At 67.1% G+C, this 24,863-nt stretch carries 35 protein-coding genes; 34 read left to right on the forward strand and 1 reads right to left on the reverse strand.

All coding sequences use genetic code 11. The features are described 5' to 3' along the window. The 33 genes from CCL05_RS13035 to truA all read left to right on the forward strand — a co-directional run. A partial coding sequence (locus CCL05_RS13035) for a DUF6531 domain-containing protein (protein WP_086560679.1) occupies window positions 1–4,099 on the forward strand: 4,099 nt, incomplete at its 5' end. Window positions 4,100–4,145: 46 nt separating this feature from the next. Then, window positions 4,146–4,646 carry a hypothetical protein gene (locus CCL05_RS13040; protein ID WP_086560680.1) on the forward strand — a complete coding sequence of 167 codons (501 nt, stop codon included), beginning with the start codon at window positions 4,146–4,148 and terminating at the stop codon, window positions 4,644–4,646. A gap of 408 nt (window positions 4,647–5,054) precedes the next feature. Beyond that, window positions 5,055–5,363, forward strand: coding sequence for a 30S ribosomal protein S10 (gene rpsJ / locus CCL05_RS13045; RefSeq protein ID WP_003948644.1), 309 nt, complete (start codon window positions 5,055–5,057; stop codon window positions 5,361–5,363). A gap of 17 nt (window positions 5,364–5,380) precedes the next feature. Then, the gene (gene rplC, locus CCL05_RS13050) at window positions 5,381–6,025 is read left to right on the forward strand and encodes a 50S ribosomal protein L3 (protein WP_010036739.1); all 645 of its coding nucleotides are present in this window, start codon (window positions 5,381–5,383) and stop codon (window positions 6,023–6,025) included. Between the two features lie 4 nt (window positions 6,026–6,029). Then, window positions 6,030–6,686, forward strand: a complete 657-nt coding sequence (gene rplD / locus CCL05_RS13055) for a 50S ribosomal protein L4 (protein WP_086560681.1) — start codon at window positions 6,030–6,032, stop codon at window positions 6,684–6,686. Next, a complete protein-coding gene (gene rplW / locus CCL05_RS13060) occupies window positions 6,686–7,105 on the forward strand; it encodes a 50S ribosomal protein L23 (RefSeq protein WP_086560682.1) in 420 nt (139 codons plus the stop codon). Before rplD ends, rplW begins: the two co-directional genes overlap by 1 nt. Before the next feature lie 38 nt (window positions 7,106–7,143). After that, the gene (gene rplB / locus CCL05_RS13065; RefSeq protein WP_086560683.1) at window positions 7,144–7,980 is read left to right on the forward strand and encodes a 50S ribosomal protein L2; all 837 of its coding nucleotides are present in this window, start codon (window positions 7,144–7,146) and stop codon (window positions 7,978–7,980) included. 12 nt (window positions 7,981–7,992) lie between these two features. Next, the gene (rpsS, locus tag CCL05_RS13070) at window positions 7,993–8,274 is read left to right on the forward strand and encodes a 30S ribosomal protein S19 (RefSeq protein WP_003992359.1); all 282 of its coding nucleotides are present in this window, start codon (window positions 7,993–7,995) and stop codon (window positions 8,272–8,274) included. Window positions 8,275–8,316: 42 nt separating this feature from the next. Then, the gene (gene rplV / locus CCL05_RS13075; RefSeq protein WP_010036727.1) at window positions 8,317–8,664 is read left to right on the forward strand and encodes a 50S ribosomal protein L22; all 348 of its coding nucleotides are present in this window, start codon (window positions 8,317–8,319) and stop codon (window positions 8,662–8,664) included. After that, the gene (gene rpsC, locus CCL05_RS13080) at window positions 8,664–9,488 is read left to right on the forward strand and encodes a 30S ribosomal protein S3 (protein WP_086560684.1); all 825 of its coding nucleotides are present in this window, start codon (window positions 8,664–8,666) and stop codon (window positions 9,486–9,488) included. Before rplV ends, rpsC begins: the two co-directional genes overlap by 1 nt. 5 nt (window positions 9,489–9,493) lie before the next feature. Continuing rightward, complete coding sequence (gene rplP, locus CCL05_RS13085; protein WP_004984526.1) at window positions 9,494–9,913, forward strand: 50S ribosomal protein L16; 420 nt, start codon at window positions 9,494–9,496, stop codon at window positions 9,911–9,913. Further along, window positions 9,913–10,137: a 50S ribosomal protein L29 gene (rpmC, locus tag CCL05_RS13090; RefSeq protein ID WP_010036720.1), complete on the forward strand. Its 225-nt coding sequence runs from the start codon at window positions 9,913–9,915 to the stop codon at window positions 10,135–10,137. The genes rplP and rpmC overlap by 1 nt, the downstream gene beginning before the upstream one ends. Next, a complete protein-coding gene (gene rpsQ, locus CCL05_RS13095; protein WP_010036717.1) occupies window positions 10,137–10,424 on the forward strand; it encodes a 30S ribosomal protein S17 in 288 nt (95 codons plus the stop codon). Before rpmC ends, rpsQ begins: the two co-directional genes overlap by 1 nt. 187 nt (window positions 10,425–10,611) lie before the next feature. Then, window positions 10,612–10,980, forward strand: coding sequence for a 50S ribosomal protein L14 (rplN, locus tag CCL05_RS13100; protein WP_003998823.1), 369 nt, complete (start codon window positions 10,612–10,614; stop codon window positions 10,978–10,980). A 2-nt stretch (window positions 10,981–10,982) separates the two neighbouring features. Then, window positions 10,983–11,306, forward strand: coding sequence for a 50S ribosomal protein L24 (gene rplX / locus CCL05_RS13105; RefSeq protein ID WP_010036713.1), 324 nt, complete (start codon window positions 10,983–10,985; stop codon window positions 11,304–11,306). After that, window positions 11,306–11,863: a 50S ribosomal protein L5 gene (gene rplE, locus CCL05_RS13110; RefSeq protein WP_010036711.1), complete on the forward strand. Its 558-nt coding sequence runs from the start codon at window positions 11,306–11,308 to the stop codon at window positions 11,861–11,863. Before rplX ends, rplE begins: the two co-directional genes overlap by 1 nt. Window positions 11,864–11,868: 5 nt before the next feature. Beyond that, window positions 11,869–12,054 (forward strand): type Z 30S ribosomal protein S14, encoded by a 186-nt coding sequence (locus CCL05_RS13115; protein WP_003948630.1) that lies wholly within the window; start codon window positions 11,869–11,871, stop codon window positions 12,052–12,054. A 213-nt stretch (window positions 12,055–12,267) separates the two neighbouring features. Further along, window positions 12,268–12,666 carry a 30S ribosomal protein S8 gene (rpsH, locus tag CCL05_RS13125; protein ID WP_003992367.1) on the forward strand — a complete coding sequence of 133 codons (399 nt, stop codon included), beginning with the start codon at window positions 12,268–12,270 and terminating at the stop codon, window positions 12,664–12,666. A gap of 23 nt (window positions 12,667–12,689) precedes the next feature. Continuing rightward, entirely contained in the window at window positions 12,690–13,229 is a 540-nt protein-coding gene (gene rplF, locus CCL05_RS13130) for a 50S ribosomal protein L6 (RefSeq protein WP_010036705.1), read from the forward strand. A gap of 3 nt (window positions 13,230–13,232) precedes the next feature. Further along, the gene (gene rplR / locus CCL05_RS13135; protein ID WP_003992369.1) at window positions 13,233–13,616 is read left to right on the forward strand and encodes a 50S ribosomal protein L18; all 384 of its coding nucleotides are present in this window, start codon (window positions 13,233–13,235) and stop codon (window positions 13,614–13,616) included. Window positions 13,617–13,659: 43 nt separating this feature from the next. Then, window positions 13,660–14,265 (forward strand): 30S ribosomal protein S5, encoded by a 606-nt coding sequence (gene rpsE, locus CCL05_RS13140; RefSeq protein ID WP_009190144.1) that lies wholly within the window; start codon window positions 13,660–13,662, stop codon window positions 14,263–14,265. A gap of 2 nt (window positions 14,266–14,267) precedes the next feature. Continuing rightward, window positions 14,268–14,450 carry a 50S ribosomal protein L30 gene (rpmD, locus tag CCL05_RS13145; RefSeq protein ID WP_003974250.1) on the forward strand — a complete coding sequence of 61 codons (183 nt, stop codon included), beginning with the start codon at window positions 14,268–14,270 and terminating at the stop codon, window positions 14,448–14,450. 2 nt (window positions 14,451–14,452) lie between these two features. Then, the gene (rplO, locus tag CCL05_RS13150; protein WP_086560685.1) at window positions 14,453–14,908 is read left to right on the forward strand and encodes a 50S ribosomal protein L15; all 456 of its coding nucleotides are present in this window, start codon (window positions 14,453–14,455) and stop codon (window positions 14,906–14,908) included. Between the two features lie 234 nt (window positions 14,909–15,142). Further along, window positions 15,143–16,456 (forward strand): preprotein translocase subunit SecY, encoded by a 1,314-nt coding sequence (secY, locus tag CCL05_RS13155; RefSeq protein ID WP_086560686.1) that lies wholly within the window; start codon window positions 15,143–15,145, stop codon window positions 16,454–16,456. After that, window positions 16,456–17,118, forward strand: coding sequence for an adenylate kinase (locus tag CCL05_RS13160; RefSeq protein ID WP_086560687.1), 663 nt, complete (start codon window positions 16,456–16,458; stop codon window positions 17,116–17,118). The genes secY and CCL05_RS13160 overlap by 1 nt, the downstream gene beginning before the upstream one ends. 130 nt (window positions 17,119–17,248) lie before the next feature. After that, on the forward strand, window positions 17,249–18,085 hold the full coding sequence (map, locus tag CCL05_RS13165; protein WP_086560688.1) for a type I methionyl aminopeptidase: 837 nt from the start codon (window positions 17,249–17,251) through the stop codon (window positions 18,083–18,085). A gap of 236 nt (window positions 18,086–18,321) precedes the next feature. Continuing rightward, window positions 18,322–18,543 carry a translation initiation factor IF-1 gene (gene infA, locus CCL05_RS13170; protein ID WP_003948620.1) on the forward strand — a complete coding sequence of 74 codons (222 nt, stop codon included), beginning with the start codon at window positions 18,322–18,324 and terminating at the stop codon, window positions 18,541–18,543. 56 nt (window positions 18,544–18,599) lie between these two features. After that, on the forward strand, window positions 18,600–18,713 hold the full coding sequence (gene rpmJ, locus CCL05_RS13175) for a 50S ribosomal protein L36 (protein ID WP_003974245.1): 114 nt from the start codon (window positions 18,600–18,602) through the stop codon (window positions 18,711–18,713). Between the two features lie 187 nt (window positions 18,714–18,900). After that, on the forward strand, window positions 18,901–19,281 hold the full coding sequence (gene rpsM / locus CCL05_RS13180) for a 30S ribosomal protein S13 (protein WP_003992375.1): 381 nt from the start codon (window positions 18,901–18,903) through the stop codon (window positions 19,279–19,281). A 64-nt stretch (window positions 19,282–19,345) separates the two neighbouring features. After that, window positions 19,346–19,750, forward strand: coding sequence for a 30S ribosomal protein S11 (rpsK, locus tag CCL05_RS13185; protein WP_003956432.1), 405 nt, complete (start codon window positions 19,346–19,348; stop codon window positions 19,748–19,750). A 153-nt stretch (window positions 19,751–19,903) separates the two neighbouring features. Next, a complete protein-coding gene (locus CCL05_RS13190; RefSeq protein ID WP_003966937.1) occupies window positions 19,904–20,926 on the forward strand; it encodes a DNA-directed RNA polymerase subunit alpha in 1,023 nt (340 codons plus the stop codon). Between the two features lie 192 nt (window positions 20,927–21,118). After that, a complete protein-coding gene (rplQ, locus tag CCL05_RS13195; RefSeq protein WP_086560689.1) occupies window positions 21,119–21,604 on the forward strand; it encodes a 50S ribosomal protein L17 in 486 nt (161 codons plus the stop codon). Window positions 21,605–21,745: 141 nt separating this feature from the next. Beyond that, a complete protein-coding gene (gene truA, locus CCL05_RS13200) occupies window positions 21,746–22,600 on the forward strand; it encodes a tRNA pseudouridine(38-40) synthase TruA (RefSeq protein ID WP_086560690.1) in 855 nt (284 codons plus the stop codon). A gap of 18 nt (window positions 22,601–22,618) precedes the next feature. On the opposite strand, the gene CCL05_RS13205 is transcribed toward truA, so the two are convergent. Continuing rightward, window positions 22,619–23,434 (reverse strand): hypothetical protein, encoded by an 816-nt coding sequence (locus CCL05_RS13205; protein WP_425275914.1) that lies wholly within the window; start codon window positions 23,432–23,434, stop codon window positions 22,619–22,621. Window positions 23,435–23,574: 140 nt separating this feature from the next. Here CCL05_RS13205 and CCL05_RS13210 point away from each other — a divergent pair, with 140 nt between their 5' ends. Then, a complete protein-coding gene (locus tag CCL05_RS13210) occupies window positions 23,575–24,807 on the forward strand; it encodes a CapA family protein (RefSeq protein ID WP_086560691.1) in 1,233 nt (410 codons plus the stop codon). Window positions 24,808–24,863: the final 56 nt, after the last annotated feature.

Genomic DNA, 24,863 nt, shown 5'->3' on the forward strand with positions numbered 1-24,863 from the left:
CAAGGACGACCCGACCGGCAGCAAGAACGCCGAGAAGCCGGACGAGGCGAAGGTCCGGGCGGCCACCCGGGATGTGCAGCACGCCAAGTCGGCCCAGTCCAAGGCCCAGTCGGACGTGTCCGACGCGCAGGACGCTCTCGCCGCGGCCAAGAAGATGGCCGAGGACGCGCGCAAGATGCGCGATGAGGCCGCCCGCGAGGCGAAGTCGAAGATCGACGAGGCCTCCGACGCCGGTATTCAGAACCGGTCGTGGTGGGAGGAGGTCGGCGACTGGTTCACGGACAACTGGGACAACATCGTCGCGGTCTGCAAGGTCGTCGTGACCGTCCTCGGGATCGTCGCGATGATCATCGGTGGGCCGATCCTGGGCGCGATCGTGCTGATCGCGGCGGCGGTCGTCCTCGCGGACACCCTCTACAAATACTCAAAGGGGCAAGCGTCCCTATGGGATGTCGGGTTCGCCGCGCTGGACTGCATACCCGGCATGAAGGGCCTGACCACTCTGGGCGGACTCGCCAAGGGTCTGAAGGCCTTCGGCAAGACCGGTCTCAAGGGCATGGCACTCGGCGTCAAGGGGTTGGGTAAAGGCACCCGAGCGCTCAGCCGACAGATGAAGAAACTCGTCACCTGCGGCGACCCGATCGACATGGCCACCGGCCAGATGGTCATGTCCGAAACGGACTTCGTCCTGGACGGCGTACTCCCCCTTGAACTGGAGCGCCACCACCGCACGGGCCTCCGGTCCGGCCACTGGTTCGGACCCGCTTGGGCGTCCACGCTGGACCAGCGACTGATTCTCGACCCCGACGGCGTCCGCTTCACCACGGCCGACGGCATGGTCCTCACCTATCCGGTCCCGGAGCAGGGTGTCCCTGTTCAGCCGGTCGAGGGGCCACGCTGGCCGCTGGAGTGGGACGGATCGGACGACGGCACGATGACCGTGCGCCAGCCTGACTCCGGCCTGACCCTCAACTTCCGGCCGCTGCCCGCTCGATCGGCCGCCGAGCTGCCGCTGACCATGGTCAGTGACCGCAATGGCAACGCCATCGAGCTGGCGTACGGGTCCGACGGGGGCCTCCAAGAGATCACGCACACGGGCGGCTATCGCATCGGCGTGGCCACGGACCAGGACCGGATCACAGCGTTCACTCTGCTCAGTGACCCCGAGCAGCCGATTCTCATGCGTTATGCATACGACGCCGAGGCCAACCTCACGGAGGTCTACAACGCCTCCGGGCTGCCGCTGCGGCTCTCCTACGACGCCCAGCGCCGCATCACCGGATGGGACGACCGCACCGGGACCTGGTACCGCTACACGTACGACTCTGCGAGCCGCTGCACCCGCACCACCGGCAAGGACGGCATCCTCGACTACACGTACGTCTATGACACGGAGAACCACACCTCCGTGGCGACGAACTCACTCGGCCACAGCACCACTTATCGCTTCAACGACGCCTATCAGCTCGTAGCCGAGACCGACCCGCTCGGGCACACCACGACCCGTACCTGGGACCGGTACGACAATCTCCTCTCCCTCACCGACCCGCTCGGCCGGACCACCTCCTACGAGTACGACGCGATGGGCAATGCCCTCCGGGTCGTCCACCCCGACGGCAGCTTCGCCGCGTACGCGTACGACACCGATGGTGCACTGACCTCGACCACTGAACAGGACGGTGCCCGGTGGCAGTACGCGTACGACGAGCGTGGAAACGTCGTCACGATCACGGACCCCGCCGGCGCGACCACTGATTACGGCTATGACGAGCGCGGTGCGGTCGCTTCGGTCACCGACGCGCTCGGCAACGTGAGCCGGGTGCGCAGCAACGCCGCGGGACTTCCGACGACGGTGCTCTCTCCACTAGGGGCAGCCACGCGCTTCGCATACGATGCGTTCGGCCGTGTCCGGGAGGTCGTCGAGCCCGACGGCGGAACGACCGTTGTCCGCTGGACGACCGAGGGGCGCCCGGCGCAGCGGGCTCATCCCGACGGTTCCGTCGAGCGGTGGACCTACGACGCCGAGGGTAATCTCCTCACCCACACCGACGGGCGGGACCAAGTCACCTGGTTCGAACCCGCCCCCTTCGACAGAACTGCGGCCCGAACGGCCCCGGACGGCAGCCGGATCGAGTTCACCTACGACACCGAGCTCCGCCCCGTGTGCGTCCGTAACGCCCTCGGCCAGACCTGGACGTACGAGTACGACCCCCTGGGCAACGTCGTCCGTGAGACGGACTTCAACGGCAGGGTCGTCACCTACCGCTACGACGCGGCGAACCGCATCACCGAGCGCACCAACGGCGCTGGGCAGACCGTCCGTTACCGCCATGACCTCCTCGACCGGGTGGTCGAGCAGCAGGACTCGGAAGGCCGTGTCACGACCTTCGAGTACGACCAGGCCGGAGGCCTCGTCCGGGCGGTCAACCAAGATGCGGAGCTCCGCTTCACGTACGACCCGCTCGGCCGCGTGCTGACGGAGAGCTGTAACGGCCGGACCCTGACCAACTCATACGACGCCGTGGGTCGCCGTCTGCAACGTCGGACCCCTGGCGGAGCGCTCAGCGAGTGGCGGTACGACGCCGCTCACCAGCCGGTTGAACTGCGCGGCTCCGGCCGGACGGTCGGGTTCGGGTACGACGAGGCGGGACACGAGGTCCTGCGGTCCCTTCCAACGGGAGCGTCACTCCTCCAGGAATGGAGCGCCGCCGGCCATCGACTGCGCTCCCAAACCGTGCGGACACCGGAAGGCGCGGCCCACGGCATCGACCGGCGCTACTCCTATCGGCCCGACGGCCTGCCCAGCGCCATCACCGACTCCGATACGGGCGCCGTGGCCTACGAGCTCGACCCGACCGGACGCGTCACCTCGGTCACTGGCACGAACCGGCGGGAGACGTACGCCTACGACGTCCTGGGCAACCTGATCCATTCCGACACGTCCGCGACGGCCGGCGACAGGGACGCCGAGGTCCAGGGGCCGATGGCCTACAGCGGCACACTGGTGCATACCGCCGGACGGTCTCGGTACGAGCACGACGCCCAGGGACGCGTGGTCCGTCACACGCGCGCCCTCCTCTCCGGCGGGACCCGCACCTGGCTCTTCACCTGGGATGCGGAGGACCGTCTGCGCTCCGTGACGACCCCCGACGGGCGTCACTGGCGTTACCGGTACGACCCCCTGGGCAGACGCATAGCGAAGGAACTCCTCTCCGCGGACGGCACGGCGGTGGTCGAGCGCACCGCCTTCGTGTGGGACGGCACACGGCTGGCCGAGGAGAGCTGCTCTGACGGTGAAGGGGACGGCGAGAAGCGCCTCACCACTTGGGACTGGGAACCGGGCGGGGACCGGCCCCTGGTCCAGCGCACCCGTTCCGGCCAGCGGCAGGCCGACGACGCGTCGGTGGACGAGCGGTTCTACTCCATCGTCACCGACCTCGTCGGCACGCCCACCGAGCTCGTCGACGAGTCAGGACACACGGCATGGCGTTCCCACCGCACCCTCTGGGGCCTGCCGCTGCGGGACCCGTCCCCGGGCACGGCCGACTGCCCGCTGCGTTTTCCGGGGCAGTACTTCGACGCCGAAACGGGGCTGCACTACAACCACCACCGCTACTACGACCCGGCAACGGCCCGCTACCACAGCCCTGACCCGCTTGGTCTGGAACCGGCACCGCACCACCACGCCTACGTCGTCAACCCGCTCGTGTGGATCGACCCGCTGGGCCTCGCGCCTTCGTGCAAGGCAGTCATCCGGCACTACACGGACAAGACCGGCTACAACAAGATCATGGGTGGTGGCGGCAAGGACGGCATCACCCTCAAGGTCCCGAGGAACACCAAGAGCAAGAACGCGACAGCGGTCTATGTAACGCCCATGAGCCCGGCCGACATCGCCAAGAAGCCCGGCGGCTTCAAGTCCTACCTCGGTCTCACCAAGGAAAAGAGCGAGTACATGATCGAGTTCGAGGTCGAGAAGAAACTCTTCTCGGGGCGCCTCAGGGGTGGTCGCGATCACATCTGGTTCTCCAACAGCGACGTGGCCATCCCTCGCGACGCGATCAGGTATCACGGTCCGACATCGGGCTGGAAGGCCTGAGCGAAGCACCGGCCGCAGACACTCCACACCACCGCGAGGCACTCTCATGGATCTCACAGGACATTCGACCGACTTCGTCGTGGACGCGTCGTTCCCCGAGGGTATGCGTCGTTTCGTGCGACTCGGCCAGCAGCGGTGGCCAGGGATGTTCCTCTACGGGGAACCGCTTGCGCCCGGCGTCCCGGCCGACTGGCGGTTGCCCGAACCGGAGGAAGATGGCCTCTCGGGCATCGTCACGTTCAGCTCCGGCCAAGAGATGGAGGATTTCTGGGAGGAACACGGCTACGCCCTCGACACTCAGGGACAAGGGCCCTATGCCGTCTTCTACCGTCATCACGCGCAGCCTCTGCACGCGACGACGGTTTCCGGGGTCCATGCTTCCTCCCCGGAGGACGAGGCAGCCGTCGAAGGGACGGTGCTCCTCCTGTCCGAGTACTACGCCGTCAGCATCGTCACGCCCGAGGACCCGGATACGGACCCGTTCTCCAGGAGTGTTGTCGATGACTTCCTGGCGTCCTTCGGCGGGCCCACGGCCGCCTCGGTTTGACCTACGTCACCCCCGGGGTATTCTCTCCGGCTCGATTGGCGTCCGCCGTGCCCCGTATGGCAGACTGTCCGAGTTGCTCGGTCGAGTGTTGATGCTGCGCGCCTCCCGCCGGGGGGACCGGAAGCGAGTCCCACAGTACTCGTCGCCCTAACTGCCACACGGCAGCGCTGGGGCGGACGTACGGGAATCTTTCGGGAAGTGTCAGTGCGGCGCCGGCCAGGCACCCGGTGGGCTTTCGCCTCCGGCTCGCGGTACCGGAAGGGCCGTGTGCAATCCCGCAGGGATGTTCGAACAAGGGACATCTGTGTCAGCGGGAGAGCGACACGCCCGACCGCGTGGGTCGGAGAGGGAAGAGAAATGGAACACCGGGTTCCAGAGCGTTACGAGAGACAGGACTACTGAGTAGCCATGGCGGGACAGAAGATCCGCATCCGGCTCAAGGCCTACGACCACGAGGTCATCGACAGCTCGGCGAAGAAGATCGTCGAGACGGTGACGCGTACTGGTGCGTCGGTCGCGGGCCCGGTGCCGCTGCCCACTGAGAAGAACGTGTACTGCGTCATCAAGTCGCCGCACAAGTACAAGGACTCGCGCGAGCACTTCGAGATGCGCACGCACAAGCGCCTGATCGACATCCTCGACCCCACCCCCAAGACCGTTGACTCTCTGATGCGACTCGACCTCCCGGCCGGTGTCGACATCGAGATCAAGCTCTGAGGCCGGTGATCTGAGAGATGGCTAAGCAGATCAAGGGCATCCTGGGCGAGAAGCTCGGCATGACGCAGGTGTGGGACGCGAACAACCGCGTCGTCCCGGTCACCGTCGTCAAGGCCGGCCCCAACGTCGTCACCCAGGTCCGTACGAACGATGTCGACGGCTACGAGTCCGTCCAGATCGCTTTCGGCGAGATCGACCCGCGCAAGGTGAACAAGCCCCTCAAGGGCCACTTCGCCAAGGCCGACGTCACCCCCCGTCGCCACCTCGTCGAGATCCGCACCGCGGACGCCTCCGAGTACACGCTGGGCCAGGAGATCACCGCTGAGGTGTTCGAGGCCGGCGTGAAGGTCGACGTGACCGGCAAGAGCAAGGGCAAGGGCTTCGCCGGTGTCATGAAGCGCCACAACTTCCGTGGCCTCGGCGCCGGACACGGCACCCAGCGCAAGCACCGCTCTCCCGGTTCCATCGGTGGCTGCGCCACCCCGGGCCGTGTGTTCAAGGGCCTCCGCATGGCGGGTCGCATGGGCAACGAGCGGGTCACCACCCAGAACCTGACCGTCCACGCCGTTGACGCGGAGAAGGGTCTGCTGCTCATCAAGGGCGCGGTTCCCGGTCCGAACGGCGGCCTCGTCCTGGTCCGCACCGCGGCCAAGGGGGCCTGAGGTAATGAGCACTGTTGACATCCTTTCGCCGGCGGGCGACAAGGCCGGTTCCGTCGAGCTCCCCGCGGAGATCTTCGACGTCGAGAAGGTCAGCATTCCGCTGATCCACCAGGTCGTCGTCGCACAGCTGGCCGCTGCCCGCCAGGGCACGCACAAGACCAAGACCCGTGGCGAGGTCCGCGGCGGTGGCAAGAAGCCGTACCGCCAGAAGGGCACCGGTCGCGCCCGTCAGGGTTCGACCCGCGCGCCGCAGTTCGCCGGTGGTGGCGTCGTGCACGGTCCCGTGCCGCGTGACTACTCGCAGCGGACGCCCAAGAAGATGAAGGCTGCCGCGCTGCGTCACGCCCTCACCGACCGGGCCCGTCACAACCGCATCCACGTCGTCTCCGGCGTGATCGAGGGCGAGACGCCGTCCACGAAGGCCGCCAAGAGCCTGTTCGGCAAGATCAGCGAGCGCAAGAACCTGCTCCTGGTCGTCGACCGCGCCGACGAGGCCGCGTGGCTGTCCGCCCGCAACCTGCCCCAGGTCCACATCCTGGAGCCGGGCCAGCTGAACACGTACGACGTTCTCGTCTCGGACGACGTGGTCTTCACCAAGGCCGCTTTCGAGTCCTTCGTCGCCGGCCCGAAGGCCAACGACACCGAAGGGAGCGAGGTCTGATGGCCATCCGTCACCCCGCTATCGCCTCGAAGGCCGCGAAGAAGGCCAAGGAGGCTCGCGTCAAGAAGGCGCGTCGCCACGCCACCGAGGGCAAGAACACCGTCGAGACCCCGCTGAGCAAGTCCTTCACGGACCCCCGTGACGTGCTGCTCAAGCCGGTCGTCTCGGAGAAGAGCTACGCGCTCCTCGACGAGGGCAAGTACACGTTCGTCGTGGACCCGAGCGCCAACAAGACCCAGATCAAGCAGGCCGTCCAGGCGGTCTTCTCGGTCAAGGTCACCGGGGTCAACACGATCAACCGCCAGGGCAAGCGCAAGCGGACCCGCACGGGCTTCGGCCAGCGCGCGTCCACCAAGCGCGCGATCGTGACCCTCGCCGAGGGCGACCGTATCGACATCTTCGGCGGTCCGACCGCGTAAGCGGTCAGGATCGTCCGGAATCGGACGAGGACTGAGAAATGGGTATCCGCAAGTACAAGCCGACGACTCCTGGCCGTCGTGGTGCCAGCGTCGCCGACTTCGTCGAGGTCACGCGGTCCACGCCGGAGAAGTCGTTGGTCCGCCCCCTGCACAGCAAGGGTGGCCGTAACAACTCCGGTCGTGTGACCGTCCGCCACCAGGGTGGTGGCCACAAGCGCGCCTACCGCGTGATCGACTTCCGTCGTCACGACAAGGACGGCGTGCCGGCGAAGGTCGCGCACATCGAGTACGACCCCAACCGCACCGCGCGCATCGCGCTGCTGCACTACGCGGACGGCGAGAAGCGCTACATCCTCGCGCCGCGTGGCCTGTCGCAGGGCGACCGCGTCGAGAACGGTCCCGGGGCCGACATCAAGCCGGGCAACAACCTGGCCCTGCGCAACATCCCGGTCGGTACCACGCTGCACGCCATCGAGCTGCGTCCGGGCGGCGGCGCGAAGTTCGCCCGCTCCGCCGGCGCCTCGGTGCAGCTGCTCGCGAAGGAGGGCTCGATGGCCCACCTCCGCATGCCGTCCGGTGAGATCCGCCTGGTCGACCAGCGCTGCCGCGCCACGGTCGGCGAGGTCGGCAACGCCGAGCAGAGCAACATCAACTGGGGTAAGGCGGGCCGTAAGCGCTGGCTGGGCGTTCGCCCGACCGTGCGTGGTGTGGTCATGAACCCGGTGGACCACCCGCACGGTGGTGGCGAAGGCCGTACCTCGGGTGGTCGCCACCCGGTGTCCCCTTGGGGCAAGAAGGAAGGCCGTACTCGTTCGCCCAAGAAGGCGTCGAACAAGTACATCGTCCGCCGCCGCAAGACGAACAAGAAGCGCTAAGGACGGGTTGAGATGCCTCGTAGCTTGAAGAAGGGACCCTTCGTCGACGACCACCTGATCAAGAAGGTGGACGCGCAGAACGAAGCCGGTACCAAGAACGTCATCAAGACCTGGTCCCGTCGCTCGATGATCGTGCCGGCCATGCTCGGCCACACGCTCGCGGTGCACAACGGCAAGACCCACATTCCGGTGTTTGTCACCGAGTCGATGGTCGGCCACAAGCTCGGCGAGTTCTCGCCGACGCGCACCTTCCGGGGTCACGTCAAGGACGACCGGAAGTCGAAGCGCCGCTAAGCGCGGGGTGGAATGACCATGACAGACACTGGAAGGACAACCATGGAAGCCAGGGCCCAGGCGCGGTACATCCGCGTCACGCCCATGAAGGCCCGCCGCGTGGTGGACCTCATCCGTGGCCTCAACGCCACGGAGGCTCAGGCGGTCCTGCGTTTCGCCCCGCAGGCCGCGAGCGTGCCGGTCGGCAAGGTGCTGGACAGCGCCATCGCCAACGCCGCGCACAACTACGACCACACCGATGTCGACAGCCTCTACATCTCCGAGGCCTACGTCGACGAGGGCCCGACCCTGAAGCGGTTCCGTCCGCGCGCCCAGGGCCGTGCCTACCGGATCCGCAAGCGGACCAGCCACATCACCGTGGTCGTCAGCAGCAAGGAAGGAACCCGGTAATGGGCCAGAAGGTAAACCCGCACGGGTTCCGGCTCGGCGTTACGACCGACTTCAAGTCGCGCTGGTACGCCGACAAGCTGTACAAGGACTACGTCAAGGAAGACGTCGCCATCCGTCGGATGATGACGTCCGGCATGGAGCGCGCCGGCATCTCCAAGGTCGAGATCGAGCGCACCCGTGACCGTGTGCGTGTGGACATCCACACCGCTCGTCCGGGCATCGTCATCGGCCGCCGCGGCGCCGAGGCCGACCGCATCCGCGGTGACCTCGAGAAGCTCACCGGCAAGCAGGTCCAGCTGAACATCCTCGAGGTCAAGAACCCCGAGACCGACGCTCAGCTGGTCGCCCAGGCCGTCGCCGAGCAGCTCTCCTCCCGCGTCTCCTTCCGCCGCGCCATGCGTAAGAGCATGCAGTCGGCGATGAAGGCCGGCGCCAAGGGCATCAAGATCCAGTGCGGTGGCCGCCTCGGTGGCGCCGAGATGTCCCGCTCGGAGTTCTACCGCGAGGGCCGTGTGCCCCTGCACACGCTCCGCGCGAACGTGGACTACGGCTTCTTCGAGGCCAAGACGACCTTCGGCCGCATCGGCGTGAAGGTCTGGATCTACAAGGGCGACGTCAAGAACATCGCCGAGGTCCGCGCCGAGAACGCCGCTGCCCGTGCGGGTAACCGCCCGGCCCGCGGCGGTGCCGACCGCCCGGCCCGTGGTGGCCGCGGTGGCGAGCGGCGCGGTCGCAAGCCGCAGCAGGCTGCCGGCGCCGAGGCCCCCAAGGCCGAGGCTCCCGCGTCCGCCGCTCCGGCTGAGAGCACCGGAACGGAGGCCTGACCGACATGCTGATCCCCCGTAGGGTCAAGCACCGCAAGCAGCACCACCCCAAGCGCAACGGCATGTCCAAGGGTGGCACGCAGGTTGCGTTCGGCGAGTACGGCATCCAGGCGCTGACCCCGGCCTATGTGACGAACCGCCAGATCGAGGCCGCTCGTATCGCCATGACGCGTCACATCAAGCGTGGTGGCAAGGTCTGGATCAACATCTACCCGGACCGCCCCCTCACCAAGAAGCCGGCCGAGACCCGCATGGGTTCCGGTAAGGGCTCGCCGGAGTGGTGGGTGGCCAACGTCAAGCCCGGACGCGTGATGTTCGAGCTGTCGTACCCCAACGAGAAGATCGCGCGCGAGGCCCTGACCCGTGCGGCTCACAAGCTGCCGATGAAGTGCAAGATCGTCAAGCGCGAGGCAGGTGAAGCGTGATGTCGGCCGGTACCAAGGCGTCCGAGCTGCGCGAGCTGGGCAACGAGGAGCTGCTCAACAAGCTCCGCGAGGCCAAGGAAGAGCTGTTCAACCTCCGCTTCCAGGCGGCGACGGGCCAGCTCGAGAACCACGGTCGGCTCAAGGCCGTCCGCAAGGACATCGCGCGGATCTACACCCTGATGCGTGAGCGCGAGCTGGGCATCGAGACGGTGGAGAGCGCCTGATGAGCGAGAGCAACGTGACTGAAGAGACCAAGACGGACCGCGGATTCCGCAAGACCCGTGAGGGTCTGGTCGTCAGCGACAAGATGGACAAGACCGTCGTCGTCGCCGTCGAGGACCGCGTCAAGCACGCGCTGTACGGCAAGGTCATCCGCCGTACGAACAAGCTCAAGGCGCACGACGAGCAGAACGCCGCCGGCGTCGGCGACCGGGTTCTCCTGATGGAGACCCGTCCGCTCTCGGCGACGAAGCGCTGGCGCGTCGTGGAGATCCTCGAGAAGGCGAAGTAACCAAGCGGGGGGCGCGAGCCCCCTGCTGACCCCCGCCGGGGGCGGCCATGCGGCCCCCGGTGTGGGTTTTCGCCCGAAGAGGCCTAAGTAATTCCTTCGGGGGCTACCCCGCAGGACAGTTCCGCCAGGCTCGCAGGTGCGTCCCGAAAGGGCCCTGCGGGAACCGGCAGACAACCAGGAGATAGACGTGATCCAGCAGGAGTCGCGACTGCGTGTCGCCGACAACACGGGTGCGAAGGAGATCCTCTGCATCCGTGTGCTCGGCGGCTCCGGTCGCCGCTACGCGGGTATCGGTGACGTCATCGTCGCCACCGTCAAGGACGCGATCCCCGGTGGCAACGTGAAGAAGGGTGACGTCGTCAAGGCGGTCATCGTTCGCACCGTCAAGGAGCGCCGCCGTCCGGACGGCTCGTACATCCGCTTCGACGAGAACGCCGCCGTCATTCTGAAGAACGACGGCGACCCTCGTGGCACCCGTATCTTCGGCCCGGTCGGCCGTGAGCTGCGCGAGAAGAAGTTCATGAAGATCATCTCCCTCGCGCCGGAGGTGCTGTGAGCATGAAGATCAAGAAGGGGGACCTGGTCCAGGTCATCACCGGTAAGGACAAGGGCAAGCAGGGCAAGGTCATCGCGGCCTTCCCCCGTGAGGACCGTGTCCTGGTCGAGGGTGTCAACCGGGTCAAGAAGCACACCAAGGCCGGTCCGACGGCTCGCGGTTCGCAGGCCGGCGGCATCGTCACCACCGAGGCGCCGATCCACGTCTCCAACGTCCAGCTGGTCGTGGAGAAGGACGGCAAGAAGGTCGTGACCCGCGTCGGTTACCGCTTCGACGACGAAGGCAACAAGATCCGCGTTGCCAAGCGGACGGGTGAGGACATCTGATGACGACCACCACCACTCCGCGCCTGAAGCAGAAGTACCGTGAGGAGATCACGGGCAAGCTGCGTGACGAGTTCAAGTACGAGAACGTCATGCAGATCCCCGGTCTCGTCAAGATCGTGGTCAACATGGGTGTGGGCGACGCCGCCCGCGACTCCAAGCTGATCGAGGGCGCCATCCGCGACCTCACCACGATCACCGGTCAGAAGCCGGCCGTCACCAAGGCCCGCAAGTCCATCGCGCAGTTCAAGCTGCGTGAGGGCCAGCCGATCGGTGCCCACGTCACGCTCCGTGGCGACCGCATGTGGGAGTTCCTGGACCGCACCCTGTCGCTCGCGCTGCCGCGCATCCGCGACTTCCGCGGCCTGTCCCCCAAGCAGTTCGACGGCCGTGGCAACTACACCTTCGGTCTCACGGAGCAGGTCATGTTCCACGAGATCGACCAGGACAAGATCGACCGCGTCCGGGGTATGGACATCACCGTGGTCACCACGGCGACCAACGACGCTGAGGGCCGCGCGCTCCTTCGTCACCTCGGCTTCCCCTTCAAGGAGGCGTGAGCGAGATGGCGAAGAAGGCTCTGATTGCCAAGGCTGCTCGCAAGCCCAAGTTCGGTGTGCGTGGCTACACCCGCTGCCAGCGCTGCGGCCGCCCGCACTCCGTGTACCGCAAGTTCGGCCTGTGCCGCGTGTGCCTTCGTGAGATGGCTCACCGTGGCGAGCTGCCGGGCGTGACCAAGAGCTCCTGGTAATCCCCTCAATCAGGGATTAGCAGGGCTCTCGGTAAGCATCTGGGGCGGCAGGACGTCCAGCTCACATGCCTTAGGCTTGTGGGGTTGGGCGTCTGCCGCCGCCCTTACGACTTACTACGCCGTAGGTCCACCGCGCCGCACCCGTCCCGTCTCGGATCGGGGAGAGGGATGGCGCACCAGGAAACCCCGGCGAGAGAGGCCGAAGGCCAATTCATGACCATGACTGATCCGATCGCAGACATGCTGACGCGTCTGCGGAACGCGAACTCGGCGTACCACGACTCCGTGGCGATGCCGCACTCGAAGATCAAGTCGCACATCGCGGAGATCCTCCAGCAGGAGGGCTTCATCACGGGCTGGAAGGTCGAGGACGCCGAGGTCGGCAAGAACCTCGTCCTGGAGCTGAAGTTCGGCCCCAACCGTGAGCGCTCCATCGCGGGGATCAAGCGGATCTCCAAGCCCGGTCTCCGGGTGTACGCGAAGTCCACCAACCTGCCGAAGGTGCTCGGCGGCCTGGGCGTGGCCATCATCTCCACGTCCCACGGTCTCCTGACCGACAAGCAGGCGCAGAAGAAGGGCGTGGGTGGGGAAGTCCTCGCCTACGTCTGGTAGTTCGGGAACGGAGGAGAGACACAATGTCGCGTATCGGCAAGCTCCCCATCCCGGTTCCCGCCGGCGTGGACGTCACCATCGACGGCCGTACGGTCGCGGTCAAGGGCCCCAAGGGCGAATTGACCCACACCGTCATCGCGCCGATCGACATCGCCAAGGCCGAGGACGGCACCCTTCAGGTGCTGCGGCCCAACGACGAGCGGCAGAGCAAGGCCCTGCACGGCCTGTCCCGCACGCTGGTGGCGAACATGATCACCGGTGTGACCCAGGGATACGTCAAGAAGCTCGAAATCAGCGGTGTCGGCTACCGCGTCGTGGCGAAGGGCTCCAACCTGGAGTTCTCCCTCGGCTACAGCCACCCGATCCTGGTCGAGGCCCCCGAGGGCATCACCTTCAAGGTGGAGTCCCCGACCCGTTTCTCGGTCGAGGGCATCGACAAGCAGAAGGTCGGCGAGGTTGCGGCCAACATCCGCAAGCTGCGCAGGCCCGACCCGTACAAGGCCAAGGGCGTCAAGTACGAGGGCGAAGTCATCCGCCGCAAGGTCGGAAAGGCGGGTAAGTAAGCCATGGCATACGGACAGAAGATCCTTAAGGGCGACGCCTACAAGCGCGCCGCGATCAAGCGCCGCCACATCCGGATCCGTAAGCACATCAACGGTACGGCGGAGCGTCCGCGTCTGGTCGTTACCCGCTCGAACCGCCACATCGTGGCCCAGGTGATCGACGACATCAAGGGTCACACCCTGGCGTCGGCGTCCACCCTGGACAGCTCGATCCGCGGTGGCGAGGGCGACAAGTCCGCGCAGGCCAAGCAGGTCGGCGCCCTGGTCGCCGAGCGCGCCAAGGCCGCCGGTGTCGAGGCCGTCGTGTTCGACCGTGGTGGTAACCAGTACGCGGGGCGCATCGCCGCCCTGGCGGACGCCGCCCGCGAGGCCGGACTCAAGTTCTGAGTCCTGGTTCCGTAGCTAGCGGAGACAGAGAGAGGTAATTCCAATGGCTGGACCCCAGCGCCGCGGTGGCGGTGCCGGTGGCGGCGAGCGGCGGGACCGGAAGGGCCGTGACGGCGGCGCAGCTGCCGCCGAGAAGACCGCGTACGTTGAGCGCGTTGTCGCGATCAACCGCGTCGCCAAGGTTGTGAAGGGTGGTCGTCGCTTCAGCTTCACCGCGCTGGTCGTGGTGGGCGACGGTGACGGCACCGTGGGTGTCGGATACGGCAAGGCCAAGGAGGTGCCGGCCGCCATCGCCAAGGGCGTTGAGGAGGCCAAGAAGCACTTCTTCAAGGTCCCCCGCATCCAGGGCACCATCCCGCACCCCATCCAGGGTGAGAAGGCTGCCGGCGTCGTCCTGCTCAAGCCCGCGTCGCCCGGTACCGGTGTTATCGCCGGTGGTCCGGTGCGTGCCGTGCTCGAGTGCGCCGGTATCCACGACGTGCTGTCGAAGTCGCTCGGCTCCGACAACGCGATCAACATCGTGCACGCCACCGTGGAGGCCCTGAAGGGCCTGCAGCGTCCCGAGGAGATCGCGGCCCGCCGTGGTCTGCCCCTCGAGGACGTCGCCCCCGCGGCTCTCCTGCGTGCGCGTGCCGGGGCGGGTGCGTAATCATGGCGCAGCTCAAGATCACGCAGGTCAAGTCCTACATCGGCAGCAAGCAGAACCACCGTGACACCCTGCGTTCCCTTGGTCTCAAGGGCATCAACACGCAGGTCGTCAAGGAGGACCGCCCCGAGTTCCGCGGCATGGTGCACACCGTCCGCCACCTCGTGACGGTCGAGGAGGTCGACTGATCATGGCGGAGAACAACCCGCTCAAGATCCACAACCTCCGTCCCGCCCCGGGCGCCAAGACCGCCAAGACCCGTGTCGGTCGTGGTGAGGCGTCGAAGGGTAAGACGGCCGGTCGTGGTACCAAGGGTACGAAGGCCCGCTACCAGGTTCCGGAGCGCTTCGAGGGTGGCCAGATGCCCCTCCACATGCGTCTCCCGAAGCTGAAGGGCTTCAAGAACCCGTTCAAGACCGAGTACCAGGTCGTGAACCTCGACAAGCTGGCCTCCCTCTACCCCGAGGGTGGCGAGGTCACCGTCGAGTCGCTGGTGGCCAAGGGCGCTGTTCGCAAGAACAGCCTCGTCAAGGTCCTCGGCCAGGGCGAGATCTCCGTGGCGCTGCAGGTGACGGTCGACGCCGTCTCCGGCTCCGCCAAGGAGAAGATCACCGCCGCCGGCGGTTCCGTCACCGAGCTCGTCTGAACCCCACAGGCGTCTCGATGACCTGAGCGATCCCGACCGGGGATACCCCACAAATGGGGTATCCCCGGTTGGTCGTTCCTAGGGCGGCAGTCTCGCCGGTAAGGTGGCCTGCACTGCCCACTTTCACAGGGTGCTGCACTTCGGGCACTCTGAGCGGTAGCTGCCCGTTACTTATTCGTCGAACCTCAAGACCGTCACCCTTGACGCAGTTGCGCGGGGGTCGCAGGAGGCACCGTGCTCACCGCGTTCGCCCGGGCGTTCAAGACGCCCGACCTGCGCAAGAAGCTGCTCTTCACGCTCGGCATCATCGTGGTCTACCGGGTCGGTACGCACATCCCGATCCCGGGTGTCGACTACCGGAACGTCCAGACCTGTATCGACAATGCCCAGGCCAACCAGGGCCTGTTCGGTCTGGTCAACATGTTCAGCGGCGGCGCGCTGCTGCAGATCACGATCTTCGCGCTGGGCATCATGCCGTACATCACGGCGAGCATCATTCTGCAGCTGCTGACCGTGGTGATTCCGCGCCTGGAAGCCCTGAAGAAGGAGGGCCAGGCCGGTACGGCGAAGATCACGCAGTACACCCGATACCTGACGGTGGCCCTCGCCATCCTTCAGGGCACCGGCCTCGTCGCCACCGCCCGCAGCGGCGCTCTGTTCCAGGGCTGCCCGGTGGCCAGCCAGATCGTCCCGGACCAGTCGATCTTCGTCACCATCACCATGGTCATCACCATGACCGCCGGTACGGCGTTCGTGATGTGGCTCGGCGAGCTCATCACCGACCGCGGCATCGGCAACGGCATGTCGATCCTGATGTTCATCTCGATCGCCGCCACCTTCCCGTCCGCCCTGTGGGCCATCAAGGAGCAGGGCTCCCTGGCCGACGGCTGGATCGAGTTCGGCACCGTCATCGCGGTCGGCCTCGTCATGGTCGGCCTGGTGGTCTTCGTCGAGCAGGCCCAGCGCCGCATCCCGGTTCAGTACGCCAAGCGCATGATCGGCCGCCGTTCCTACGGTGGTACGTCCACGTACATCCCGCTGAAGGTGAACCAGGCGGGTGTGATTCCCGTCATCTTCGCCTCGTCGCTGCTCTACATCCCGGCGCTGATCGCCCAGTTCGCCGGAGGCACCTCGGGCTGGAAAACCTGGATCGAGCAACACTTCGTCAAGGGCGACCACCCGTATTACATCGTTTCGTACTTCCTGCTGATCGTTTTCTTCGCATTCTTCTACGTCGCGATCTCCTTCAACCCCGAGGAAGTCGCCGACAACATGAAGAAGTATGGTGGCTTCATCCCGGGCATCCGGGCTGGCCGGCCGACCGCTGAGTACCTGAGCTACGTGCTCAACCGGATCACCTGGCCGGGTTCGCTGTACCTGGGTCTGATCGCTCTCGTGCCGACGATGGCGTTGGTTGGTTTTGGGGCAAACCAGAACTTCCCGTTCGGCGGCACCAGCATCCTGATCATCGTGGGTGTCGGTCTCGAGACGGTGAAGCAGATCGAGAGCCAGCTCCAGCAGCGCAATTACGAAGGGTTCCTCCGCTGATGCGTATCGTCCTCGTCGGGCCGCCGGGTGCCGGTAAGGGAACGCAGGCCGCGTTCCTGGCCAAGAACCTGTCGATCCCGCACATCTCCACGGGCGACCTGTTCCGGGCCAACATCAGCCAGCAGACGGAACTCGGCAAACTGGCGAAGTCCTACATGGACGCGGGCAATCTCGTGCCCGACGAGGTCACCATCGCGATGGCGAAGGACCGCATGGAGCAGCCGGACGCCGAGAACGGCTTCCTGCTGGACGGCTTCCCGCGCAACGTCTCCCAGGCCGAGGCGCTCGACGAGCTGCTCGAGACCGAGAGCATGCAGCTCGACGCGGTGCTGGACCTGGAGGTCCCCGAGGACGAGGTGGTCAAGCGGATCGCCGGCCGCCGCATCTGCCGCAACGACTCCTCGCACGTCTTCCACGTCACGTACAAGCAGCCGGCCAAGGAAGGCGTCTGCGACGTCTGCGGCGGCGAGCTGTACCAGCGGGACGACGACTCCGAGGAGACGGTGCGGACGCGCCTGGAGGTCTACCACACGCAGACCGAGCCGATCATCGACTACTACAAGGCCCAGGGCCTGGTGGTCACGATCTCCGCGCTCGGCAAGGTGGAGGACGTCACGACGCGCGCCATGGAGGCGCTCAAGCGTGGCGAGGACGACAAGTAGTCGTCCGTGCGCAGCTACGGCCGCGGTTCCCCTCGGGGGCCGCGGCTGCTGTGTGGACGGGGCCGTCGCCCGGCCCCGTATCGTTGAAGGCGTTCACCGTCGCCGAAGGTCCAGAAAGGCCGTAGCCCCCATGGTGCAGATCAAGACCCCCGAGCAGATCGCCAAGATGCGCGAGGCGGGGTTGGTCGTCGCGGCCATTCACGCGGCGACCCGCGAAGCCGCCGTGCCCGGGGCGACGACGAAGGATCTGGACCAGGTCGCCCGCAAGGTGCTCGCCGAGCACAACGCCAAGCCGAACTTCCTCGGCTACGGCGGCTTCCCCGCGACCATCTGCACCTCGGTGAACGAGGTCGTCGTCCACGGCATCCCCTCCGACGACGTCGTCCTCAAGGACGGGGACGTCATCTCCATCGACTGCGGCGCGATCATCGACGGGTGGCACGGCGACGCCGCCTACACGGCCTTCGTGGGCTCCGGTCACGCCCCGGAGCTGGTCGAGCTCTCCCGGGTGACCGAGGAGTCGATGTGGGCCGGCATCGCGGCCATGAAGCAGGGCAACCGGCTGGTCGACGTCTCCCGGGCGATCGAGACGTACATCCGCCGCCAGCCCAAGCCCGGCGGCGGCCGGTACGGGATCATCGAGGACTATGGCGGCCACGGCATCGGCACCGAGATGCACATGGACCCGCATCTGCTGAACTACGTCGACCGCCGACGTGGCAAGGGCCCGAAGCTGGTGCCGGGCTTCTGCCTCGCGATCGAGCCGATGGTGTCGCTCGGCACGCCGAAGACCGAGGTTCTCCAGGACGACTGGACGGTCATCACGACGGACGGTACGTGGTCGTCGCACTGGGAGCACTCGGTCGCGCTGACGGAGGAGGGGCCGCTCGTGCTCACGGCTCCCGACGGGGGTAAGGCGAAGCTGGCGGAGCTCGGCATTGTCGCTGCGCCGGATCCGTTGGGCTGAGCGCCTTCCGGGGAGGGCGGTGCGGTCGTTCGGCGGCTGCGGCTGCGTCGTGGTTGTTCGCGCAGTTCCCCGCGCCCCTGTGGGGCGCGCTTAAAGATCTGTCCGGTGGGGCAGGATCTCTCGATTCGTGTTTCCGAGGGCCCTGTCGTAGACTGACTCGTCGGCTCTTGTGTATCCGCATGTCTGCATGCGGCCCGCACTGAGTCGATCAAGGTAGTCGATTCGAAGGGCGAAGCGTGGCCAAGAAGCAAGGTGCCATCGAGATCGAGGGCACTGTCGTCGAGTCTCTTCCGAACGCCATGTTCAAGGTCGAGCTCCAGAACGGCCACCAGGTCCTGGCACACATCAGCGGCAAGATGCGTATGCACTACATCCGCATCCTCCCTGACGACCGGGTCGTGGTGGAGCTGTCTCCGTACGACCTGACGCGTGGCCGGATCGTCTACCGCTACAAGTAGATCTTGCCCGCGCCCCGGCTTCCGGGGTGGTGGCACTGACCCGGAGAACCTCACCCATGAAGGTCAAGCCGAGCGTCAAGAAGATCTGCGACAAGTGCAGGGTGATCCGCCGTCACGGCCGGGTCATGGTCATCTGCGACAACCCGCGCCACAAGCAGCGCCAGGGCTGACGCACGACCGATCCCTCTGCCTTCATCGCAGGGATTCGCGCGACGCAAGCTGAATATGTTCATACGCAGGACCCGGACCTTCGGGTCTGACACCCCCGGTCGGAGGCCGGGGACCCAGTTCGTACCTCGTACGGCGGCTGGGAGTCGGTTCTGCGGAAGACCTCCGTCAAGTAACTGGAGCCATTGAATGGCACGCGTTTCCGGTGTTGACATCCCGCGCGACAAGCGCGTGGAGATCGCCCTCACCTACGTGTTCGGCATTGGCCGGACCCTCTCGCAGCAGACGCTGGCCGCCACCGGCGTCGACCCGAACACCCGCGTTCGCGACCTCTCCGAGGAGCAGCTCGTCGCGATCCGCGAGTTCGTCGACAACAACATCAAGACCGAGGGTGACCTCCGTCGCGAGATCCAGGCCGACATCCGCCGCAAGGTCGAGATCGGTACCTACCAGGGTCTGCGTCACCGCCGCGGCCTGCCCGTCCGCGGTCAGCGCACCAGCACCAACGCCCGCACCCGCAAGGGCCCGCGTCGCGCCATCGCCGGCAAGAAGAAGCCGGGCAAGAAGTAGTCCTCAGCGGACGCTCGTCAGCGGTCTTCGCTGCAGGACCGACCACCTCCCGTAGGAGTTATAGATGCCCCCCAAGGGTCGTCAGGGCGCTGCCAAGAAGGTGCGCCGCAAGGAAAAGAAGAACGTCGCTCACGGCCACGCGCACATCAAGAGCACGTTCAACAACACGATCGTCTCGATCACGGACCCGTCCGGCAACGTGATCTCCTGGGCCTCCGCCGGCCACGTCGGCTTCAAGGGCTCCCGGAAGTCCACGCCGTTCGCCGCGCAGATGGCCGCCGAGTCGGCTGCCCGCCGCGCCCAGGAGCACGGCATGCGCAAGGTCGACGTGTTCGTCAAGGGCCCGGGTTCCGGTCGTGAGACCGCCATCCGTTCGCTCCAGGCGACCGGTCTCGAGGTCGGCTCCATCCAGGACGTCACCCCGACCCCGCACAACGGCTGCCGTCCGCCGAAGCGCCGCCGCGTCTGACGCGACGCCTTCGGGTTCTCGGTTTTCGGGCGGTACGGCTCCGTAAAAGGGCCGTATCGCCCGTACCCTTGCAGTACCCGTCCCTTTTCGTCGGGGACGGTCGAGTCGGGCGTCATATAGCGGGCGCCCCCGACTGAAGGATCTGATCCACACATGCTGATCGCTCAGCGTCCCTCGTTGACCGAAGAGGTCGTCGACGAGTTCCGCTCCCGGTTCGTGATCGAGCCGCTGGAGCCGGGCTTCGGTTACACCCTCGGCAACTCCCTCCGCCGGACCCTCCTCTCCTCGATCCCGGGTGCGGCGGTCACGTCCATCCGCATCGACGGTGTCCTGCACGAGTTCACCACCGTGCCGGGCGTCAAGGAGGACGTCACCGACCTGATCCTCAACATCAAGCAGCTGGTCGTCTCCTCGGAGCACGACGAGCCGGTCGTGATGTACCTGCGCAAGCAGGGCCCGGGTCTGGTCACCGCCGCCGACATCGCGCCGCCGGCCGGTGTCGAGGTGCACAACCCCGACCTCGTCCTCGCCACGCTCAACGGCAAGGGCAAGCTGGAGATGGAGCTGACGGTCGAGCGCGGCCGCGGTTACGTCTCCGCCGTGCAGAACAAGCAGGTCGGCCAGGAGATCGGCCGGATCCCGGTCGACTCGATCTACTCGCCGGTGCTCAAGGTCACGTACAAGGTCGAGGCCACGCGTGTCGAGCAGCGGACCGACTTCGACAAGCTGATCGTCGACGTCGAGACCAAGCAGGCGATGCGTCCCCGTGACGCCATGGCCTCCGCCGGTAAGACCCTGGTCGAGCTGTTCGGTCTCGCCCGCGAGCTGAACATCGACGCCGAGGGCATCGACATGGGCCCGTCCCCCACGGACGCCGCCCTCGCCGCCGATCTGGCGCTGCCGATCGAGGAGCTGGAGCTCACCGTTCGGTCGTACAACTGCCTCAAGCGTGAGGGCATCCACAGCGTGGGTGAGCTCGTGGCTCGTTCTGAGGCCGACCTCCTCGACATTCGCAACTTCGGTGCGAAGTCCATCGACGAGGTCAAGGCGAAGCTGGCCGGCATGGGCCTGGCCCTGAAGGACAGCCCGCCCGGATTCGACCCGACCGCTGCGGCGGATGCCTTCGGGGCCGATGACGACGCGGACGCCGGTTTCGTCGAGACCGAGCAGTACTAAGGGCTCGGGACCACCGGTTCGATTTCGGGCGCGGGTGCGCTGTGCTTGGTCGCGCCCGCGCGGCGGAGCCGCATAATGTCGCGGCCCCGCGCCCCTTCCGGGGGACACCCCGGATCTCCGACGGGCAACCGCTCGCTCGGATACTGACCCCGGTACCTGATACGGCCGGGGCAGACACCTAGGAGAAACACCATGCCGAAGCCCACCAAGGGTGCCCGTATGGGCGGCAGCGCCGCGCACGAGAAGCTGATGCTCGCGAACCTCGCGAAGTCGCTGTTCGAGCACGGCCGCATCACCACCACCGAGGCGAAGGCGCGCAAGCTGCGCCCGTACGCCGAGCGTCTGGTCACCAAGGCGAAGAAGGGCGACCTTCACAACCGCCGTCAGGTGCTCCAGGTCATCACGGACAAGAGCATCGTCCACACGCTCTTCACCGAGATCGGCCCGCGCTACGAGAACCGTCCGGGTGGCTACACCCGCATCACCAAGATCGGTAACCGCCGTGGCGACAACGCGCCCATGGCTGTCATCGAGCTGGTCGAGGCGCTGACGGTGGCGCAGGAGGCGACGGGTGAGGCCGAGGCCGCGACCAAGCGTGCCGCCAAGGACGCCGAGGCTGCCGAGGCTCAGGTCGATGTGACCAAGGCCGAGGACGCCGAGGAGTCCAAGGACGCCTGAGCGTCTGCCGGGGGCTGTTCGTCGGCGGCTGCGGCTTCGTCGTGGTTGTTCGCGCAGTTCCCCGCGCCCCTGAGAGGGCGTTGGCGGGTCCGTTCCTTTTCAAGGGGCGGGCCCGCTTTTGTGTTCTGAGAGGATCTGCGTGTGAGTGATGAAGTGGCACCCGGGTTTGTTCGTGTGCGGCTCGATCTGTCGTACGACGGGAGCGAGTTCTCCGGGTGGGCCAAGCAGGCCGGGGGGCGGCGGACCGTGCAGGGGGAGATCGAGGACGCCCTGCGGACCGTGACGAGGTCGGGGCAGACGTACGAGCTGACCGTGGCGGGGCGTACCGATGCCGGGGTGCATGCCCGGGGGCAGGTGGCGCATGTCGATCTGCCGCGTGAGGTCTGGGCCGAGCACCACCAGAAGCTGCTGAAGCGGCTCGCCGGGCGGCTGCCCAGGGACGTACGGGTGTGGGCCCTCAGGGAGGCGCCCAGTGGCTTCAACGCGCGGTTCTCTGCGGTCTGGCGGCGGTACGCGTACCGGGTCACCGACAATCCCGGGGGCGTCGATCCGCTGCTGCGCAACCATGTGCTGTGGCACGACTGGCCCCTGGACGTCGACGCCATGAACGAGGCCGCGCGGCGGCTGCTCGGGGAGCACGACTTCGCCGCCTACTGCAAGAAGCGGGAGGGGGCCACCACCATCCGCACGCTCCAGGAGCTGAGCCTGGACAAAGGCGACGACGGCATCATCACCGCGACCGTGCGGGCCGACGCCTTCTGCCACAACATGGTGCGCTCGCTCATCGGGGCGCTGCTGTTCGTGGGCGACGGGCACCGGCCGCCGGACTGGCCGGCGAAGGTGCTGGCGGCGGGCGTACGGGACTCGGCCGTGCACGTCGTACGGCCGCACGGGCTGACACTGGAGGAGGTCGGCTACCCGGCCGACGAGTTGCTGGCCGCGCGCAGCAAGGAGGCGCGGAACAAGCGGTCGTTGCCCTCGGCGGGGTGCTGCTGACCCGCTTTCAGCTGTTCCTCACCGGCGGGCGGAGTTCCAGGTGGTGACCAGCCCGGAGAGGGCCCGTGCGGCGGCGTCGGCGTCGTTGCCGTCGCCCCGTGCCTTGGGGGAGAGCTCCACGTGGAGGAACCGGGCGTGGTGGCGCTCCGCGGCCCTGCCCTGGACGTTGGTGGTGCCTTCCAGGGGGCAGCGAGCCGACCACGCCCGGCAGACCCGCAGCCCGTCGGCCTGCATGCCGTCGGCCAGGGCGGCGGCCTCGGTGAAGGTGCTGCGCGCGGCTCCGGTGGAGAGGACCGCCTCGTAGGGGCGGTCCGAGTCCCGGGCGAAGCCGTGCAGTTGGACGCCCGGGACGTCATGTTTCTGGAGCTCCACGACGAGGGTGTGGAAGAGGCTGTCCTCCCGGTGGGCGACATCGGCGGCGTCGTCCCGGCCCGCCTCGCGGTGCGCGCCGGCCAGGACCAGCGAGCCGCCGGGGTTGTCCTCCAGGAGCCGCACGCCGAGGTGTTCGGTGTCCTGGTCGGAGACCGGGTGCGGCACCTGGGCGTTCCAGCGGACGTCGGAGTCGGCGGTCAGGTAGAGGCGCCCCCAGCGTTCGGCCCGGCCCGGGCGGGCGGCGGCGATCTCGTCGTACCTGCGGCCGGACTGCGTGTCGGTGAGGCGGGTGAGCTTGAGGCCCAGGGGGGCGAGCAGTCGTTCGGCCTGTGCGGTGTCGCCGTCCAGGAGGTGGCCGACGCCCTCGGCGACGCGCTCGCGCTGGGTGTCGTCCGGCGGGGTGTACGCGGCGTCGGGCTCCAGGCCGGCCGTGTAGGCGAGGATCCTGCTGCGGACGTCCACCAGCTCCCGGGCGTGCGGAGGAGAGTCGTCCGTTGACCGGTCTGTTGCCGACTGGCAGCCGAACAAGGCCAGTATGAGTCCGATTTGGACCAGAATACGAGTCAAATGTGACTGTCTTGTGATGGCAACGTCCGTGGTGCATGTGTGCTTCATGTGAATATGATGCGGTGACACTTCGCAATCCTCTCCGGATAGCCCGGGCGGCAACCGCTTTCCTGGCCACCGTCGCCGTGGCGACCGCATGCACTTCCGCGGCCTCCGCACCGCAGGTGAAGCCGGGCGGCCGCTCCTTCACCGTCGCCGCCGCCGGTGACGTGCTGATCCACCCCGAGCTGGTCGACCAGGCCGCCAAGGATGCCAAGAAGACCGGCGAGGGGGAGGCCGGGCTGGACTTCGGGCCGCTGCTCGCCGGGATCAAGCCGGTCATCAGCAAGGCCGACCTGGCCATCTGTCACATGGAGACGCCCGTCGGAAAGCCGCGGGGCCCCTTCGAGGGGTACCCGGAGTTCCTCGTCCCGCCGCAGATCCTGACGACGCTCAAGGACGTGGGCTACGACACCTGCTCGACGGCCTCCAACCACACCTACGACCACGGCCTCGGGGCCGTCAGGCGCACGCTGAACGCCATGGACAAGGCCGGCCTCGGCCACACCGGTTCGGCCCGCACGCCCGAGGAGGCGGAACGGATCAACATCCGTGACGTGAACGGCGTCAAGGTCGCCCATCTCGCGTTCTCCTGGATGTCGTTCCTGAACCCGACGCCGGAGAAGGAGAAGTGGGCGTTCAACCAGATCGACACGGACGCCATCAAGAAGGCCGAGGCCCGGGCCCGCGAGAAGGGCGCCGAGGTGGTCATCCTCTCGGTCCACTGGGGGCTCGAGCACTACAACGAGCCGAGCGTCCCCCAACTGCAGTTGGCGGAGCGGCTCACCGAGGAGACCGGGGTCGACCTGGTGATCGGGCACCACGCCCACGTGGTGCAGCCGATCCAGAAGGTGAACGGCACCTGGGTCGCCTACAGCCTGGGCAACCAGGTCGCCCGGCACTCCTCGCCCACCGGGCTCACCGAGGAGGGCGCGATCGGCTGGTTCGAGTTCCGCGAGACGACCGACGGCTGGGACGTCTCCGCCCGCTACGCCACGACGCTGGTGGAGCTCCCGCCCGAGGTGGAGGCCGGTGAGAAGCCGCCCGCCGACGCGGTCGAGGACCACCGGGTGGTGGACGTGCGGCGGGCGCTCGACGAGCCCGGCGACCTCTCCGAGGAGCGGCTCGCGCGCTACCGGCTGGCGGCCGACCGCACGCGCGGCTTCCTGTACAACCGCGGGGCGCCGGGCGGCGACGGCCTGAAGGAACTCACGCTGGAGGGTGACTAGCACCACAGCGCACACGGGGACGAGCGGCACAACCTCGGCCCTTCCCAACAGTCTTG

It is taken from the genome of Streptomyces africanus, from assembly GCF_002150735.1.
Taxonomy (GTDB): Bacteria; Actinomycetota; Actinomycetes; order Streptomycetales; family Streptomycetaceae; genus Streptomyces; species Streptomyces africanus.